Below are 17,101 nucleotides of genomic sequence, written 5' to 3'. Positions count from 1 at the left end.
GCCTAAAGTGTATTGCCGCAATAATATTAAAAGTTCTGCCCCGGGCAGGGCTTTTTTTATTTCATAGCACCGCTAAAAAATTGGCTATCTTATGTGCATGATCGGCCGCGGTAATTTATCTTAGCTGCAAACTAAATACTTATCATGACAGCTTTAGGATTTAAAGAAAAATGGATAGCGGCGGCGGTAGTTAAGAGATGGCTCGAATTTGATAGTGAGAAACTGGAAGCCGCGCCTGTTAACCACGCCACAAAGGATTTTTTAAAAATAGGTTTTGCGAGTAGCGGTGCGCCTTTCGTTAACTTCAATAACGACTTGTTAAGCCTCTCCGATTATTATGGTTACGACCATCCTGGTAATAGATATTTGGTTTTAGGGACCGATGGCGGTGGCAACCCGATCTGTTTTGATACGGATAATAACGATATTATCGTTCTGCTCGATCATGAACAAGCTTTCGAGTTGATGGGTACAATGAATAAAAACATTTCAGAACTTGCCGAATGCCTCCTTTTGTACAGAGGCTTTATATCTAAAGTGCAGGCCGAAAACGGTGAGGATGCTTTTTTAGACGGCGATATTACTGATGAACAAATAGCCTCGCTAAAAGAAGGTCTTTTAAATGTTAATGCCAATATATTTACAGAAAGCGATTTTTGGCGTAATGAAGTTGAATATGTAAGGGGATAAAAAAAGCCGCTAACTTATTCAGTTAACGGCTTTAAAATTCAGTGCGGAAGAAGGGACTCGAACCCCCACGCCTCGCGGCGCCAGATCCTAAGTCTGGTGCGGCTACCAATTACGCCACTTCCGCGTTTGGTTTTTAAGAGAGTGCAAAGATAGTATTTACGGCCGAAAAATAAAACCTGTTTTTAGTTTTTTATTTATCTGCCTCATTTGCTACTATTTAATTTTTGCCTGACGAAGCCCCTCTGGAAATTTAGACGAGAATTTGTAAGAAAATACAGCTTTTTTAATTTTCGCTATTGCTGTTTTGTTCTTCAATATACTTTTTGAGGTCATCCTCGTTGAAAATTTGCTTATGGTTTGGAAGCGGTTCGAAGGATGTCTCATTTAAGTCTTTTAGTTTTCTGTAATCATCCTTGTCCAACCACCAATCCATTTGCATCTCTTTTATGTAAGACTGTTTATTAAAATAATGTTTAAAGCTTGGTGAATTGCTGTCCCATATAGGGTTGTAGCAGTACTTGCATACCCCCAGGTGCACGGCCTTATAGCCGCAAATTTCACAGCCTTTTAAGCCCGAAAAGAACCGCTCAAGGTATAATCGATCTTCCTCCTCAATTTTCAACTTTGGGATGACTTTCAATAAAGCATAATAATTGATATCCGGGCTGTTAAACGAGGCCTTAAGTTCTTCCCGGCCTAATCCTAAAAAGCCACGGGCATAAAGGTTAAGCTGTTCGTAATCGTGCTCGAACTCAACTCTAAAAACCTTATTGAAATTTACTGCCGAGACGTTTATAATAGAGTATCTGTCTAAAAAATGATTGGTGCAAAGTGTTTGTTCCCAAAAATTGATTACACGATGCTTCCCGGCATCGCCGCAAAGTTCACACACTGTTTCCGATATGGCCTCATATTTATGGGCAATTTCAAGCATTGGCTGATTGAGGTTATTACCAAACGATATTCTTAATTTACCAAACTTTTCTTTCCCGTATATCTGAGTCTGTACCGGCCAACCAGCTTCAATCATTTCGCTTAAAAACGATTTAATCAATTCATGCCAACCTTTGCCACAGTTAAAATTTGAGAGATTTTCAGTGATAAAAGCATGTTTATCAATACCGTCGGCAGGGTTTAGGTTCTCCATGTTGCTATTCTTGGGCAATTATCAATTATAGTAAAAATACAGCTAACGTTATTTGTTTATATCGCTTTCAATCTCAAACGGATGTAGCTATTTTGCCGGGTGCCGTTTGTTTCCCCAAAGCAATAATTTAACCAACCATTAACACTTTATTCATTTTGGCTTAATTTCGCGAACCTTTACGCCATTAAGCCCCAAAATGAACGCCAACTTTCGTCTCACCGAGTATAAAGCACTGCTTTACAGGCTTTTTTTAGCCTATGCCTTTTATTTTGTAGCGCGTGTTTTGTTCTTTGTTTTCAATACACATTTACTGGCAGTTGATGGTGTAGGAACGCTGCTAAAATTGTGCTACTACGGTTTGGCGTTTGATACGGCAGCTTTGCTCTACATAAATTTATTATTTATAGTGCTTAGCCTGCTGCCGTTGGCCGTTAACACCAGGCCAGGGTACCAAAAAGGGCTTTCTATATTATACTTCGCTACCAATTTGCTGGCCTACGCTACCAGTTTTATCGATATTATTTATTACCGTTTTAGCCAGGTGCGCTCTACCAGGGCCACGCTTGATGTGATATCGCAAGAGAGCAATAAAGAAGCCCTTACCGAGCATTTTGCATGGGCATACTGGTATGTATTTGTTATTTACCTTGCTTGCTGTGTGCTTTGGGTGTGGCTGTATGCACGGGTGAAGGTTAAGCCGGTAAAGGTTAAATTTAACTGGCCTTATTTCGGCGTATCGATGGTGGTGTTTTTGGTTGCGCTTACGCTTATGGTTGCGGGCATTCGTGGTGACCTTAACCGCAGTACGCGCCCTATCAATATGGTTGATGCCTATAAGCACGTAACCGTACCTAACCAGGGCGATGTGGTACTGAATACGCCCTTTGCTATCATTCGCACCTTTAGCAGCAACAATTTTAAGCTGCAGCATTTTACCGATGGTGCCTACATCAACGCTAACCTGAAGCCTGTTAAGCAATACAATGGGCATCCGGCTGCTAAACCAAACCTGGTTATTATCATTTTAGAAAGTATGGCCCGCGAGTATTGGGGCAGCATGAACCGCGATAGTCACATCCAGGGCTTTAAGGGCTATACGCCTTTTCTCGATTCGCTGAGCAACAGCAGCCTGATATTTACCAATGCTTATGCCAACGGGCGGCAATCTATACACGGCATGTCGTCGGTATTGGCAGGGATACCGTCCTTTCAAACGGCTTTTACTTCTTCGCCATACGCTAAGCAGAAGATAGCCTCCATAGTTTCGCTTTGCGATAGTTTGGGTTATCAAACCTCGTTCTTCCATGGCGCGGCCAATGGCTCCATGGGTTTTCAGGGCTTCGCAAGCATATTGGGCTTTCAAAATTACTACGGCCGTACCGAGTATAATAACGATAAGGACTTTGATGGCGTGTGGGGCATTTGGGACGAGCAGTTTCTGCAATATATGGGCAAAACTATTGGCGCGCAAAAAAAGCCTTTTATGGCTACCGTGTTTACCCTCTCATCGCACGACCCATACCAATTGCCCGAAAAGTATAAAGAGCGATTTAAAGGCGGCCCGTTGCCTATCCACCGTACGGTACAATATTCGGACAATGCCTTGCGCCAGTTTTTCAATTACGCCAAAACGCAGCCCTGGTTCGCCAATACCATATTTGTGATAACGGCCGACCATACCAGCCAAACCTTTTACCCCGAATACAGCAAACAGATAAACCGTTTTGCAGTGCCTATACTATTCTATAGCGCTAACTCGGCCTACGGCTTAGACGGCGTGCGCACCGACCTGGCTTCGCAAATGGATATTTACCCTACGCTGGCTGATCTGATAGGTTACGACAAGCCCTTCCGTAGTTGGGGGCGTAGCCTGATAGATACTGTGGCCAATGAAACGCCAAGGGTTATAAACTCTACCGGCAACATTTATCAGCTAATGCAGGGCCGTTACACTTACCTGTTCGATGGGAAAAACATTACCGGGGTATTTGCCGCTGCTGATAAAGGCTTGGAGCATAATCTGCTTACCCCAAACCCCGATGCCGAAATGCAAAAAGGTATGATGGATTGCAAAGCCTTTGTGCAGGATTACGCTGACAGGATAGTAAACCACAAACTCAACTCTACCCGATAGCCATTTGTTAACTGGTTTAAATTTTGTTATTCAATTGTTGACGGTTATATTCGCTACAGCCAATTGCTCTGGATTTTAAACCGGTAGAACATCATGGAGAACCAAAAACAAGCACCAATAACGCTGGGCGCTACCGATGGGCCAAACCTTTCGGTAATGGGCGGAAACTATCGTATACTCGCATCGGGTAAAGAAACCGGCGGTGCTTTTGCCACTATTGAGATGACTGTTCGTCCGGGTGGCGGACCCGGCCCGCATGCTCATGCCGATTTTCAGGAATCGTTTTATGTGATAGAGGGCGAGGTGGAAGTAAAGTCGGAGGCGGGCACTTACATCGCTACAAAGGGTGCTTTTATTAATATCCCGATGGGTGGCATAGTACACTGCTTTAAAAACAAAAGCGATAAGGTGGCTAAGCTATTGTGCCAGGTAGTCCCCGCAGGTTTAGAGGAGATGTTTTTAGAATTGGGAAAACCCGTTGCCATCGGCGAGTTTTTGCCGCCACCACCTATGGGCGACCCCGAGACGCTAAAAAGAATGGTGGCTACTATAGAAAAGTACGGCCAAAAAGTATACCCGCCCGACTATTTGGATAAGCCAACACAAAGCTAATATTACCCCAACATTGCGCTAACACCGCTTTGGTATTTTGCCTGTAAAAATTACATGAAAGTTTTTACAGTTGCATTGTTATTCGCAATGTTAGGCGCGGGCGTTGCCATTGCGCAGGACGTTAAATTGCCGGCACGCGAGCCGGAGGTACTGAAAGCAAAATTCAGTTTTGATTATTGGGGTAAGCTCGAGCTATCGGGTATCGTGAGAAGCAGGTCGGACAAGAATGTATTTTGGATACACAACGATTCGGGCGACCAGCCACGCGTGTTTGCCATTGATAGCTTAGGTAAATTTTACCAATCGGCCCGGTACCGTAATTACGAGGGTATTACAATTGCCGGCGCTACCGATGTTGATTGGGAAGATATTACCATGGACGATAAGGGCAACCTGGTAATTGCCGATGTGGGCAATAACTATAACGACCGCCGCGACCTGGTACTGTATGTGGTGCCCGAGCCATCGCCCATTGCCAGTAACACTACCTTCCTGAAGAAACTATTCTTTAAATACCCTGATCAGAAAGTATACAACGCTAAAACCAACTTTAATTTCGATTGCGAGGCGGTGTTTTTTGCAGATGGCAAATTCCACATGCTATCAAAAGACCGCGCCGATACCTTCACCCGCCTTTACCGCATGGACGCTGAGAAAACCGACGAAGTGAACACGCTAACGCTGCTGGATAAATTCAATATTGGCGGCAAAGTAACCGCTGCTGATGCTACCGAAGATGGCAACAGGCTGGTAGTAATAACCTACAAAGCCATTTGGATGTTCGAGCGCAAAGGCCCCGGTTCAAGCTGGCTTACAGGCGATGTATGGTGGTTACCCGTTAAAGCCCCGCAAATAGAATCGGTTTGCTTTAAAGATGATAGAACCCTTTGGCTACTGGATGAAGAAGCGGCAGTGCTTTACGAAGTGCCGGTGAGTAAATTGATGAAGGTTCGTTAGCTTTATTTAACCACAAAGGGCACAGAGATTTACACAGAGAAGCACAGGGCTTGTGTTATGGTTATTTTATGGATGCCTTAATACAGAAGATACCCCAATTGCCTCAATTTAATAGTTTGCAAGGCTCTGTGTACCTCTGCGGTTTTCTCTCTGTGTTCTCTGTGGTTAAATAGCGACTTCAATAATATGCTACCCCTTCATCACCTCCGCAAATATCTTATACGACCTCAACCTTGCCTGGTGATCGAAGATATGCGAGGTAGCCATTACCTCATCAACACCGGTGTAATTAATAAATGCTTCCATTTTTTGCTTCACCGTTTCCGGCCCGCCAAAGATGGCGTAGTGCAGCATTTGCTCTACGGCTTCCTGTTCAAAATAATTCCAGGCACCATCCATACTATCTATTGGTGGCGGTAGCAGTTCACGTTTGCCGGTTACCACGCCTTTTATAAACAACTGTACCGATGTGGCCAAACGTGTTGCTTCCTTATCGGTGTCTGCTGCTACCACGTTGATGCAGCTGAGTACATAAGGTTTATCTAAAAACTCCGAGGGTTTAAAGTCGCGGCGGTATATCTCCAATGCCTCCATAAAATGGGTAGGGGCAAAGTGGCTGGCAAAGGCGTAAGGCAGGCCTTTAGCAGCGGCCAAACGCGCGCTATCTGTACTCGAGCCTAATATCCAAATAGGGATATCCAGCCCTTCGCCCGGTATGGCGCGTACCTTGCTATCGAAGTTATCCTCCGAAAAATACTTTTGCAGTTTTTCTACGTCCCGTGGGAAATTGAACGCCGCATTCATGTTTTCGCCGCGAATGGCTAAGGCGGTTACCTGGTCGGTGCCGGGTGCGCGGCCAAGCCCAAGGTCTATACGACCAGGGTAAAGCGATGCCAGTGTGCCAAATTGCTCGGCAACTACCAGTGGGGCATGGTTAGGCAGCATTACGCCACCCGAGCCTACGCGGATGGTTTTAGTACCGCCGGCAACGTAGCCAATTAATATAGTAGGGGCACTGCTGCCAACGTTCATCATGTTATGGTGTTCGGCAAACCAGTAGCGGTTGTAGCCCAGTTTTTCTGCTAATTGAGCCAGTTCTAAACTTTTAGGAAAGGTATCGGCAGGTGTTTGGCCTTGCACAACGGTAGCCAGATCGAGTACAGAATAGGGTATGTTAGATAATGTAGATGCCATTATTTTAGATGTAAGTGTGCCCAAAAGTAGGGGATAACGCCTTTATAAATTGTCAGGAAAGTATAAATGACTTTTTATCCACATTCCATAAAAAATAACCACTGTTAAATTGTGTTTGTTTGACACTTTAACTACAAATGTTTATGTATCTTTGCAGCCTGATTTGGAGCAGCGAAATACAAACACTTCTGAAGTTAGGTTTACACATAGATGTACCATTATAAAATTGCTCTTTTCGCCGTTAAGCAACCCTTATCTCCGAACCGTACCAGTGTTTTATTCCATTAACCCCCGCCGGTGCAATTTTGCACGGGCCTAACAGTTGAACATTTTTATATGAGACAGCTAAAAATATCACAATCGATCACCAACCGCGAATCGCAATCGCTCGACAAGTACCTAACCGAGATAGGTAAAGTTGACTTGATAACGGCTCAGGAGGAGGTTGTATTGGCACAAAAGATCCGCGAGGGAGACCAGGCAGCTTTGGAACGTTTAACCAAAACTAACCTGCGCTTTGTGGTATCGGTTGCAAAACAATACCAAAACCAGGGCCTTACCCTGGGCGACCTTATAAACGAAGGTAACCTGGGCCTGATAAAAGCCGCCCGCCGTTTCGACGAAACTAAAGGTTTTAAATTTATTTCATACGCCGTTTGGTGGATCCGCCAGTCTATCTTGTCGGCCATTGCCGAGCAAAGCCGTATTGTAAGGCTTCCGCTTAACCAAATTGGCTCGCTGAGCAAAATACACCGTTCTGCCTCTAAACTGGAGCAGGAATTAGAGCGCCAGCCTACGCCGGAAGAATTGGCCGACGAACTGGAAACCACTTCTGAGCGTATAGCCGAATCGTTATCAAACTCGGGCCGCCAGATATCAATGGATGCGCCTTTTGTTGATGGCGAAGAAAATACCCTGCTGGACGTATTGCAAAACCCTGATGCTACTACGGATGCCGACCTGATGGTGGACTCGTTGACACAAGAGATCAAACGTTCGCTGAACATCCTGGCCGAGCGCGACCGCGAAGTATTGGTATTGTTCTTCGGTTTGAACAATAATGCACCACACTCGCTGGAAGAAATAGGAGAAAAATACGACCTTACCCGCGAACGTGTACGCCAGATAAAAGACAAAGCGCTGATGCGTTTAAGGCAAAACTCAAAAGCAAGCCTGTTACAATCGTACTTGTAAGCATCGCTTTTAAATAAATATCGAGAGCCGCAGTTTTAACGAATTGCGGCTTTTTTTTTGTGGTTAGCGATTTAACCACGGAGTTATTAGAGGTTACGCGGAGGTTCACGGAGAGAAAGAATTACTTCGAGTAATGACGCCGAGCCAAAAAAATAAGCAGAAAACGCTCTTGTTTTAAATTCGCAAAAATCGCCCTCTGCGAGCTATCAACTCTCATCTACATTAACACAATATAGGCCTCTGCGAACCTCCGCGTATCCTCTGCGCACTCTGTGGTTAAAAATAATAATCTATAAATCAATTACTTATTTTTATGAACTGATTTTTTAATTATATAACGTAAAAATTAGTTGTAAAACTGAAAGCTAAGTTATAGATTTGGTTTATGGAAGAGCTAACCCGTACCGAAGAACGCGTAATGCAGATATTATGGAAGCTGAAGAAGGCTTTTGTAAAGGATATTATTGATGCCCTGCCCGATGAGCCCAAGCCGCCTTACAATACCATATCGTCGGTAGTGCGGCTGCTGGAGAAGAAGGGCTACGTGGATTACAAGGCCTACGGCAAAACTTATGAATACTTTCCGGCCATTAGCAAAGCAGAATACCGTAAAGCATCATTCAAAAAAATGTTTACAGGGTATTTTGATAACTCGGTGGAGAGCCTTTTATCATTTATGGTGAAGGAAGAAAAACTGAGCGAAGACGACATTAAAAAGATCCAGGAACTCATCGATAAAAATACCAAGAAATGAAAGCATTCATCTACCTGCTGCAAGTGTCGGCCTGTTCCGGCATCTTCTATTCATTTTATTTCCTGTTTTTACGCAGGCTAACCTTCTTTACGCTTAACCGCTGGTATTTACTGGGGACTTTAATACTGAGCTTTGTGATACCCACGCTAAGCTTCGAGGTTGATACCGTGCAGCCATCACCTATAATGCAGCCTGTAATGTATGTACAGCAAATGCAGGCCTTGCCTGTTGAGGCACCGGTAGCAACCGAAACTAATGCAGTAGAAAGCCCATTTAACTGGATAGGCGCGCTGTATTGGGCCTACGTAGCCATTGCCGTGGTTTCGGTAATACATTTTGCCTTAGCGCTATTTAACTTTTACCGCCGTTTGCATGGGCAAAACCTGATGCAAATAGGGCAGGTGAGGGTACTTAAGGCAGATAAAAAGCAGGGCAACAGCTCCTTCCTGAACGTGATATTTGTGAATGATGATGAGTTGGAGCCTGCAGAAGTGCAGCAGATCATCGCCCACGAATTATTGCACATCAAGCTACTGCATAGCGCCGACAGGCTGCTGGCACGGTTGGCGCAGGTAGCATTGTGGTTTAACCCTTTTGTGTATTTATACATGCGTTCGATAGAAGAGAACCACGAGTTTGAGGTGGACCGCCTTGCCGCAAAGGATGATGAGAAAGGCATGTATGCGCAATTGCTGTTTAAGCTTGCGGTATCGGGCAGGGGCTACCTGTTCCACAGTTTTAGTAAAGTGCCACTAAAAAAACGGCTTGCCATGTTGTTTAACAAACCTACATCAAATATGAAAAGAATTATTTACTTGCTGGCGCTGCCCATGGTGGTGCTTAGCTGCCTGGCTTTTGCCAACCTGAAAGACGGACAAGACAAAAAAGTGAGTGCTATAACCGGGCTGGAACAGCTTGGCCCACATCCCTTAGTGTTGATCAACGGGAAACAGTATAATGATGATATCTTATACAAGATCAGTAACAAGTGCGTAAACGGAACGGGCATTTACAGGCCAACGGTTACCAGCAAGCAATACCAAAAGTATGGCAATAAAGTAAAAGATGGGGTAGTGGAGATAAGGGTGCTCGGTAAAATAACCTATATGACGCCGCTGGAACACGAGAATTTGGTTTTGGAAGCCGCCGTACCTAAGTCGCAATTTTACGCCCGCATCAAACAGAAAACTGCCGACGGGAAACTTTTGGATAAGATTATCATCAATATCCCCAAAGGAGGTGCCATGAGCTCGTCGGAGATAAAACCTACAGATAAAGCGGTTTTTATAGTAGAGGGAAAAGCTTACCCGGAAGCCGATGTAAATAAAGTGGAAGAGATATTGAAAAGCAAAAAGGCATCGTCGTGGTCGGTAGGTAGCGTTAATGCTAATCAGCATTGGGGAACCGAGGATATCAGTAGCTATAATGTTTACTTTAATATCCTATTGGCCGATGACAACTCGACGGGCAAAGGAAATATCAGCGGTGCCATAAATAGCGACGGTGCTGATACCCTTAAATACCGCCAAAAATTAAAAGAAACTAAAGAGCAAAAGAAAGACAGAGAAAAAGGCCGGCAAAAATTTGCGGAGTTTTTAAAGTCGGACGAGTATAAGCAAAAGCAGGAAGCAATAGCTGCTGTAAAAGGCAAAGTATCCGCATTTAAAGTATTGGGCATAGTTGATACTAACGCTGTCTTCAGCGGTAAATTTACAGCAGTAAGGGTTCAGCATGGCAACTACCAATACCTGGTAGGCAGCAAGTTGTTGAACGATGATATACTGAACAGCAAGTTGCAGCCCGGCGACGAGATAGAAATAAAAGTAAAAACCATACTATTTTTTAGGGGCGGCCCGCTGATCATTCAGCCCGAAACTGTAAGTAAAGGGGGCGTAGAATTATTCCGTGCCCCGGCCGAGCCAGCCCCTAATTACGCCTTCCTTTACGAAGCCAATAAAGTGCGCTTTGCCGACGGTAAGCTTAGCAGCGTAGAAAAATACGCCAACGGCAAGTGGAAGAGCGCCGTTATATTGGCGCCCAACGGCTCAAAAATTAAAGTGAACATCAAACCATCGGCCCCAGCTTTCGAAAATATTGCGATAGGCGAGGAGGTGCGCTTCCGTTTTGTGCACGAAGTAAAAACCGGTAACGATTATGTGGTGAATGATTGGGTATCGTTAACCAAAGGCTATATGGGCTATGGTACTATAAATCCGGAGTACTTTTATAAGTTTTACGAGAAGGTATAATGGTGAATTAACCACGGAGTTCGCAGAGGTTACGCGGAGGCTTGTTTAGTAGGCTAATTGAAAGATGCTTCAAATAAAAGCTCTTTGGTCAGTTTGCAAAGCTCTGTGTGACTCTGTGTTTTTCTCTCTGTGAACTCTGTGGTTAAAAATGGAGGTTAAATAACCACCTTTTATTGTCTACAAAAACACATAATCTCTTTTACCCTGTTAACAAGGCTGATAACCGGCGGCAGAATGTTTATTTTGCCGCCATTATACGCAGCTATGGATAACAACTCAAAAGCAAAGCCCCGCGTTTTAATTATTGGTGGTGGTTTTGCCGGTATACAACTCGCCAAAAGCTTAAAGCATGCCCCTGTAGAGGTAATGCTGTTGGATAAGCATAACTACCACACCTTTCAGCCCTTGCTATACCAGGTGGCCACCGGTGCCATTGAGGGCGACTCCATAGGCTTCCCCATCCGCCGCATTTTTGGCAGGCAAAAGAATTTTACCTTCCATTTGGCTGAGGTGCAAAAGGTAGATACCGAAGCCCGTGTAGTTACCGCCAATATAGGCGATATTCATTACGACTACCTGGTTATGGCTACCGGTGCCAATACCAATTATTTCGGTAATAAAGAGCTGGAGCATTATACGCTGCCCATGAAAAACATTGCCGAAGCCCTGAATGTGCGCAGCCTGATACTGCAAAACCTGGAGAAGGCGCTGGTTACGGTTGACGAAGCCGAACGCGAGGCGCTGTTAACCTTTGTGGTGGTAGGCGGCGGGCCAACAGGGGTAGAGCTATCAGGCGCTATTGCCGAGTTGCGCAAATTCATCCTTTGTAAAGATTACCCCGGCCTGTGCGATAAAGATATGCACGTGTACCTGGTAGAAGGAAAGGACCGTGTGCTGGGCGCCATGTCTGAACAGGCATCGGCTAAGGCCGGGAAGTTTCTGACCGAAATGGGGATACAGGTTTATAACGGCGTACACGTATCAAGTTATAACGGCGACATCCTGAAGATAGATAACGGCGTGGATGTAAAAACCCGCAACGTATTTTGGGCGGCCGGCGTGCGCGGCGAAATGCCCGAAGGTATGCCGGCCGAAACCATTGCTAAAGGCAACCGACTGCAAACCGATGATATTAACCGCGTTAAAGGTTACCAAAATGTATTTGCCATTGGCGATGTGTCGGCCGTATCCAGCGAGGCCAACCCTAACGGTTTCCCGGGCGTTGCGCAGGTGGCTTTGCAGCAGGGGAAACAGCTGGCCAAAAACCTGGTAGCCATTATCAATAACCAACCCACCAAACCTTTTCAATATAACGATTTGGGCACCATGGCCACCATAGGCCGCCACATGGCGGTTGCCGATCTGGGTAAGCTGCGTTTCCAGGGTTATTTTGCCTGGTTGCTGTGGCTGTTTGTCCACCTGCTATCGTTAGCTGGCTTCACCAATAAGGCCATTGTATTTTTAAACTGGGCCATTAATTACATTACCCGCAACAGCGATAACCGCCTGGTTATACATGCTTTTGACAGCAATACGATGATGACCGACCCGCAGGCCAAATAAAACTATTTGGCGCACACGGGGTTTTACTGCCATGCACCTGTTTTTGGTTATTGCGCTGCTGGTAATCGTAAGCGCCCTGTACTCGTACCTCAACGCCCGCTTTTTAAAACTGCCGGGTACTATAGGTATTATGGCATTGGCCATTTGCGGTTCGGTGCTTACCATTGTGGTAGATAACCTCGACCCCAATGCGGCCAAGTACCTAACTATGCTGGCCAAAAACATCAATTTTTCGTCGACCGTACTAAACATTATGCTGGGCTTCCTGCTGTTTGCCAGTGCTTTTAATGTGAATGTACGTAAACTTAAGCGCGAGGTTCGTCCGGTGCTGTTGCTCAGTACTTTAGGGGTTATTATCTCAACCGCCATTTTCGGTATCCTGCTGTATTATGTGGTGAGGTTGGTTGATGTAAAGATACCTTATGTTTATTGCCTGCTGTTCGGCGCGCTGGTTTCGCCCACCGATCCTGTGGCCGTGGGCGCTATCATCCGAAGTTCTAAATTGCCATCCAATCTGTCTACCATCATTTCCGGCGAATCGCTTTTTAACGATGGGATAGGGCTTGTACTATTCATCACCCTATTGGAAGTTACGCGTACCGGTTACGAGAATATCGATTTTGGCCACGCGGTGCTGCTTTTTGTAAGGGAAGTATTTGGTGGTGTGGCTTTGGGTGCAGCAACGGGCTTGTTGGCCTACAGGTTGATGTTCTCGATAAAAGATTTTCAAACCATAGTAATGGTTTCGCTGGCTTTGGTAATGGCCAATTCGCTAATAGCCGAAATGCTCGATTTTTCTATTCCTCTATCAGTAGTTACGGCGGGTTTGCTTGCGGGCGGGCGAAGCATCAATGCCGATAATAAAGAGCATTCGCATGAAGCGTTGGAGAAATTTTGGGAACTGATAGATGAGATGCTGAACACCATGCTTATAGTAATGATAGGCTTGCAAATGATAAACCTACCGTACATCAAAAACTATTGGATAACCGGTGCTATAGGTATAGCTGTTATTATTATAGCGCGCTGGGTGAGTATTGCGCTGCCGATGACGTTTTTGCGGCGTTCGCTCAATATGAGTTATAGTAACGTAAGTATCCTAACCTGGGCAGGGGTAAGGGGCGGCATTACTATTGCCCTAGCACTGGCCTTACCAGCTTCTCCATATCGGCACTTCATTCTTTCGGGAAGTTATTTTATTGTGATATTCTCCATTATAGTGCAGGGGTTAACGCTCAATAGGGTTATCAATGCAGCTTACCGCGAGAAGGCGTAGGGCGATGCAGTTCCTCTTTTTCGCGAAAATAGTGTGCCCAATCCCGGGCCCTTTGTAACAAACATATAGCATTAAAACACGCTTAAAACCGCTTTATCCGCCTTTATCGGGACAATTTGCTTGTTAACCGAGTCTTTGCCCCAAACGGTTCCGTTTTAGCTGATTTTAGCCGCAGGTATTTCGTTTAAGGCAACGCCACCCCTGCACCTGCCAAACGATGTTGCATTTTAATTAACATCAACCTTCACTTACATGATCGTACTACTTTGTGGCCTATCCGGGGCCGGTAAAACTACTTTAGCCCGCACTATCAAAAACAAGTTAGATGCCGACGGCACATCCGCCGAAATAATTGATGGCGACGAATACCGCGGCAATTTGTTTAAAGAGCTTGGCTACTCGCGCGAGGACAGGATGGAGAACATCCGTCGCATGGGTTTCATTGCAAGAAAATTCAGCAGGCAGGGCATCGTAACTATTGTTAGCGCCATAAATCCTTACGCGCAGGCTCGCGCCGAACTTTTATCGCGCTATCCCGATGTGTTTACTGTGCATGTAGACTGCCCGGTAGATGTATTGATTGGCCGCGATACCAAAGGCTTTTATGCGAAAGCCCTGCTGCCCGATGAACACCCCGATAAAATAAAGAACCTAACGGGGATAAACGACCAGTTTGATATACCCGCAACGCCCGATGTATACATCAACACCCACGTAAACAGTATAGACGATTGCAGCAATATGCTTTACAATTTCATTATCAACGCAAAAAAGCCGGTTTATGAATTCTAATACCTTAATTATTGCGGGCATGCACCGCTCGGGCACATCCTTAATAAGCCAGTGGCTCAATAAATGCGGATTAAATTTGGGTAATATGCTGCTTGGCGCCACCCCAAGCAACCGCGACGGGCATTTTGAGGATGTGGATTTTTACCGCTTCCATATGGATGTTTTGGCTTCTAACAACCTCTCGCAGGTGGGCTTTATTACCAAACCTGTAAAATCGTTGTCGGTTTATCAGAAGGAGAAGTTGAAGCGCATTATTGATTTTAAGAACCACATTAATGAACAATGGGGCTGGAAAGACCCGCGTACCTGCCTTTTTCTGTCGCACTATCGCGAGTTGCTGCCCAATGCCTATTACCTCAATATTGTGCGCGATTATAAGTCGACCGTAAGCTCAATGCTGCACCGCGATTTTAAAGACTATGAGGAGAAATATATGAAACGGCCGTGGCTATCTAAACAGGTTTGGCTTAAAATACGCAGGCCCCGCCAATGGAAAAGGTTCCATCGCGAGCATGCGGGCTTTTACCTGCAGGTTTGGATGCGCTACAACGAGGAGATCCTGAAAAACATTCAAACCCTACCCGAAGGCAGTTTTATGGTAGTTGATTATCAAAGTCTTTTCAGCACAGATAAGGAAGTTTTTGAAAAACTAAGGCACCACTGGAACTTCGACTTAACTTATCATGATTTTAACGAAGTGTTTAAAGGGGATTTGTTAAGCCGCGTTGCCGATGTTGATGCCTATATTGAAGATAAAAACCTTATAAAAAAAGCCAAAAGGTTAGAGGTGATGCTGAGGAATTATATATAATGGCTATAGGGGACCGGGAGTCCATTGGATTTCCGGCCCCCATAATTATCCATGGTGTTTATCAAACCAATGTAATTTCCATCTGCTTATTTACACATCTGCATATTTGCACATTAAATCCGTTTGCATATCTGCATATCTAACTGTATCTTTGCCCGGCAAATAATAACTCCAAAATAATTATTTGCTATGCAGTTAGACCCATCTAAATTTGTTGCCGAAGGATTAACTTACGACGACGTTTTACTACTCCCCGCTTATTCCGAAGTATTACCGCGCGAAGTTAACACCAGTACTTTTTTAACAAAAAGCATCAGGCTAAACATTCCAATTTTATCGGCCGCGATGGATACCGTTACCGAAGCCGAACTGGCCATTGCCATTGCACAGGCCGGTGGTATTGGTATACTGCACAAAAACATGACCATACAACAGCAAGCCGAAGAGGTACGCAAGGTAAAAAGGTCGGAAAGCGGGATGATACAGGATCCTGTTACGCTATTGGAGGACGCTGTACTTTCTGATGCTTTCAATATCATGCGCGAATACAAAATTGGTGGTATACCAGTTATTGATGCTGAGCATAAACTGAAAGGCATCATTACCAACCGCGACCTGCGTTTTCAAAAAGACTTATCGGTAAAAGTAAGCGAGGTGATGACTAAAACCAACCTCATTACCGCCCCGGAAGGTACCGACTTATTAGAAGCCGCCAACATACTGCAAGCCAACAAGATTGAGAAATTACCGGTAGTAAATGCTGATGGAATACTGGTTGGCCTTATTACTTATAAAGACATTCAGAAAGTAAAAAACTTCCCCAACGCTTGTAAAGATCAATATGGCCGTTTACGCGTAGGTGCTGCCGTTGGTGTTGCTGCCGATAATATTGACCGTGTTACCGCCCTGTACAATGCAGGTGTTGACGTAGTAACGGTTGATACCGCCCATGGCCACTCTAAAGGTGTAATTGATATGGTGAAGGCCGTTAAGGCACTTTACCCAACGCTACAGGTTATTGCAGGTAACATTGCCACCGGCGATGCCGCCATTGCCCTTGCCGATGCAGGTGCCGACGCTGTTAAAGTAGGTATTGGCCCGGGTTCTATTTGTACTACCCGTATTATTGCCGGTGTAGGCGTACCGCAATTGTATGCTGTTTACGAATGCGCCAAAGCCCTGGAAGGCCGCGGTATACCGGTTATTGCCGATGGTGGTATAAAACAAACCGGCGATATTGTTAAAGCTATTGCAGCAGGCGCAAGCTCTATTATGGCGGGTTCGCTGTTTGCGGGTGTGGAAGAATCACCGGGCGAAACCATTATTTACGAAGGCCGTAAGTTTAAATCGTACCGCGGTATGGGTTCGGTAGAGGCTATGGCTAAGGGCTCTAAAGACCGTTACTTTCAAGATGAAACCGATGTGGTAACAAAGCTTGTACCTGAAGGTATAGTAGGCCGCGTACCATTTAAAGGCAGCATGAGCGAAGTGATATTCCAATACATAGGCGGTTTACGCGCCGGTATGCACTACTGCGGCGCCGCTAATATTGAAGATTTGCAGAAAGCCAAATTTGTACGCATAACCGCTGCAGGTATGCGCGAGAGCCACCCGCACGATATTACCATTACTAAAGAAGCACCAAACTACACCAGCAGGGGGTAATTTAAGGGTGCTCTATTTCTAATAACAAAAAAGGGGATGCAAAATGCATCCCCTTTTTTGTTA

The 17,101-nt window shown here is 45.1% G+C and carries 14 protein-coding genes and 1 tRNA gene; 12 read left to right on the top strand and 3 right to left on the bottom strand.

Annotation, left to right across the window (positions count from 1 at the left end; translation table 11 throughout):
- Positions 1-144: 144 nt before the first annotated feature.
- The gene (locus BC343_RS12800) at positions 145-690 is read left to right on the top strand and encodes an SUKH-4 family immunity protein (RefSeq protein ID WP_078348187.1); all 546 of its coding nucleotides are present in this window, start codon (positions 145-147) and stop codon (positions 688-690) included.
- Positions 691-732: 42 nt separating this feature from the next.
- Here BC343_RS12800 and BC343_RS12795 read toward each other — a convergent pair.
- Together BC343_RS12795 and BC343_RS12790 are read right to left on the bottom strand one after the other, a co-directional pair.
- Positions 733-814, bottom strand: a tRNA-Leu gene (locus BC343_RS12795).
- Between the two features lie 159 nt (positions 815-973).
- Positions 974-1,837, bottom strand: a complete 864-nt coding sequence (locus BC343_RS12790) for a hypothetical protein (RefSeq protein WP_078348186.1) — start codon at positions 1,835-1,837, stop codon at positions 974-976.
- Positions 1,838-2,033: 196 nt separating this feature from the next.
- Between BC343_RS12790 and BC343_RS12785 the strand changes: the two genes are divergently transcribed.
- From BC343_RS12785 to BC343_RS12775, 3 genes are all read left to right on the top strand, one after another.
- On the top strand, positions 2,034-3,971 hold the full coding sequence (locus BC343_RS12785; protein WP_078348185.1) for an LTA synthase family protein: 1,938 nt from the start codon (positions 2,034-2,036) through the stop codon (positions 3,969-3,971).
- Between the two features lie 93 nt (positions 3,972-4,064).
- Positions 4,065-4,583, top strand: coding sequence for a cupin domain-containing protein (locus tag BC343_RS12780; RefSeq protein WP_078348184.1), 519 nt, complete (start codon positions 4,065-4,067; stop codon positions 4,581-4,583).
- A 54-nt stretch (positions 4,584-4,637) separates the two neighbouring features.
- Complete coding sequence (locus tag BC343_RS12775) at positions 4,638-5,540, top strand: hypothetical protein (RefSeq protein ID WP_078348183.1); 903 nt, start codon at positions 4,638-4,640, stop codon at positions 5,538-5,540.
- Positions 5,541-5,729: 189 nt separating this feature from the next.
- On the opposite strand, the gene BC343_RS12770 is transcribed toward BC343_RS12775, so the two are convergent.
- Positions 5,730-6,734, bottom strand: a complete 1,005-nt coding sequence (locus BC343_RS12770) for an LLM class flavin-dependent oxidoreductase (protein ID WP_078348182.1) — start codon at positions 6,732-6,734, stop codon at positions 5,730-5,732.
- Positions 6,735-7,070: 336 nt separating this feature from the next.
- Between BC343_RS12770 and BC343_RS12765 the strand changes: the two genes are divergently transcribed.
- The 8 genes from BC343_RS12765 (at position 7,071) to guaB (ending at position 17,038) form a co-directional block, all read left to right on the top strand.
- Positions 7,071-7,928 (top strand): sigma-70 family RNA polymerase sigma factor, encoded by an 858-nt coding sequence (locus tag BC343_RS12765; protein ID WP_078348181.1) that lies wholly within the window; start codon positions 7,071-7,073, stop codon positions 7,926-7,928.
- Between the two features lie 385 nt (positions 7,929-8,313).
- On the top strand, positions 8,314-8,682 hold the full coding sequence (locus BC343_RS12760; RefSeq protein WP_078348180.1) for a BlaI/MecI/CopY family transcriptional regulator: 369 nt from the start codon (positions 8,314-8,316) through the stop codon (positions 8,680-8,682).
- Positions 8,679-10,931, top strand: coding sequence for a M56 family metallopeptidase (locus BC343_RS12755; protein ID WP_078348179.1), 2,253 nt, complete (start codon positions 8,679-8,681; stop codon positions 10,929-10,931). Before BC343_RS12760 ends, BC343_RS12755 begins: the two co-directional genes overlap by 4 nt.
- A 264-nt stretch (positions 10,932-11,195) precedes the next feature.
- Positions 11,196-12,494 (top strand): NAD(P)/FAD-dependent oxidoreductase, encoded by a 1,299-nt coding sequence (locus BC343_RS12750; protein ID WP_078348611.1) that lies wholly within the window; start codon positions 11,196-11,198, stop codon positions 12,492-12,494.
- 31 nt (positions 12,495-12,525) lie between these two features.
- The gene (locus tag BC343_RS12745; RefSeq protein ID WP_078348178.1) at positions 12,526-13,770 is read left to right on the top strand and encodes a cation:proton antiporter; all 1,245 of its coding nucleotides are present in this window, start codon (positions 12,526-12,528) and stop codon (positions 13,768-13,770) included.
- A 252-nt stretch (positions 13,771-14,022) separates the two neighbouring features.
- A complete protein-coding gene (cysC, locus tag BC343_RS12740) occupies positions 14,023-14,562 on the top strand; it encodes an adenylyl-sulfate kinase (RefSeq protein ID WP_078348177.1) in 540 nt (179 codons plus the stop codon).
- Positions 14,552-15,373 carry a sulfotransferase gene (locus tag BC343_RS12735; RefSeq protein WP_078348176.1) on the top strand — a complete coding sequence of 274 codons (822 nt, stop codon included), beginning with the start codon at positions 14,552-14,554 and terminating at the stop codon, positions 15,371-15,373. The genes cysC and BC343_RS12735 overlap by 11 nt, the downstream gene beginning before the upstream one ends.
- Before the next feature lie 189 nt (positions 15,374-15,562).
- Positions 15,563-17,038 carry an IMP dehydrogenase gene (gene guaB / locus BC343_RS12730; RefSeq protein WP_078348175.1) on the top strand — a complete coding sequence of 492 codons (1,476 nt, stop codon included), beginning with the start codon at positions 15,563-15,565 and terminating at the stop codon, positions 17,036-17,038.
- The last annotated feature ends 63 nt before the right edge of the window (positions 17,039-17,101 follow it).

Source organism: Mucilaginibacter pedocola, assembly GCF_002013915.1.
In the GTDB taxonomy this organism is placed as follows: Bacteria; Bacteroidota; Bacteroidia; order Sphingobacteriales; family Sphingobacteriaceae; genus Mucilaginibacter; species Mucilaginibacter pedocola.
The sequence above is the reverse complement of the archived record's forward strand: the minus strand, read 5'-3'. Positions and strand labels throughout refer to the sequence as shown.

What these genes read in the sequence shown, in the direction of transcription:
- BC343_RS12800 (WP_078348187.1), top strand. Translation starts at nt 145, where the DNA reads ATGACAGCTTTAGGATTTAAAGAAAAATGGATAGCGGCGGCGGTAGTT.
- BC343_RS12790 (WP_078348186.1), bottom strand. Translation starts at nt 1,837, where the DNA reads ATGGAGAACCTAAACCCTGCCGACGGTATTGATAAACATGCTTTTATC.
- BC343_RS12785 (WP_078348185.1), top strand. Translation starts at nt 2,034, where the DNA reads ATGAACGCCAACTTTCGTCTCACCGAGTATAAAGCACTGCTTTACAGG.
- BC343_RS12780 (WP_078348184.1), top strand. Translation starts at nt 4,065, where the DNA reads ATGGAGAACCAAAAACAAGCACCAATAACGCTGGGCGCTACCGATGGG.
- BC343_RS12775 (WP_078348183.1), top strand. Translation starts at nt 4,638, where the DNA reads ATGAAAGTTTTTACAGTTGCATTGTTATTCGCAATGTTAGGCGCGGGC.
- BC343_RS12770 (WP_078348182.1), bottom strand. Translation starts at nt 6,734, where the DNA reads ATGGCATCTACATTATCTAACATACCCTATTCTGTACTCGATCTGGCT.
- BC343_RS12765 (WP_078348181.1), top strand. Translation starts at nt 7,071, where the DNA reads ATGAGACAGCTAAAAATATCACAATCGATCACCAACCGCGAATCGCAA.
- BC343_RS12760 (WP_078348180.1), top strand. Translation starts at nt 8,314, where the DNA reads ATGGAAGAGCTAACCCGTACCGAAGAACGCGTAATGCAGATATTATGG.
- BC343_RS12755 (WP_078348179.1), top strand. Translation starts at nt 8,679, where the DNA reads ATGAAAGCATTCATCTACCTGCTGCAAGTGTCGGCCTGTTCCGGCATC.
- BC343_RS12750 (WP_078348611.1), top strand. Translation starts at nt 11,196, where the DNA reads ATGGATAACAACTCAAAAGCAAAGCCCCGCGTTTTAATTATTGGTGGT.
- BC343_RS12745 (WP_078348178.1), top strand. Translation starts at nt 12,526, where the DNA reads ATGCACCTGTTTTTGGTTATTGCGCTGCTGGTAATCGTAAGCGCCCTG.
- cysC (WP_078348177.1), top strand. Translation starts at nt 14,023, where the DNA reads ATGATCGTACTACTTTGTGGCCTATCCGGGGCCGGTAAAACTACTTTA.
- BC343_RS12735 (WP_078348176.1), top strand. Translation starts at nt 14,552, where the DNA reads ATGAATTCTAATACCTTAATTATTGCGGGCATGCACCGCTCGGGCACA.
- guaB (WP_078348175.1), top strand. Translation starts at nt 15,563, where the DNA reads ATGCAGTTAGACCCATCTAAATTTGTTGCCGAAGGATTAACTTACGAC.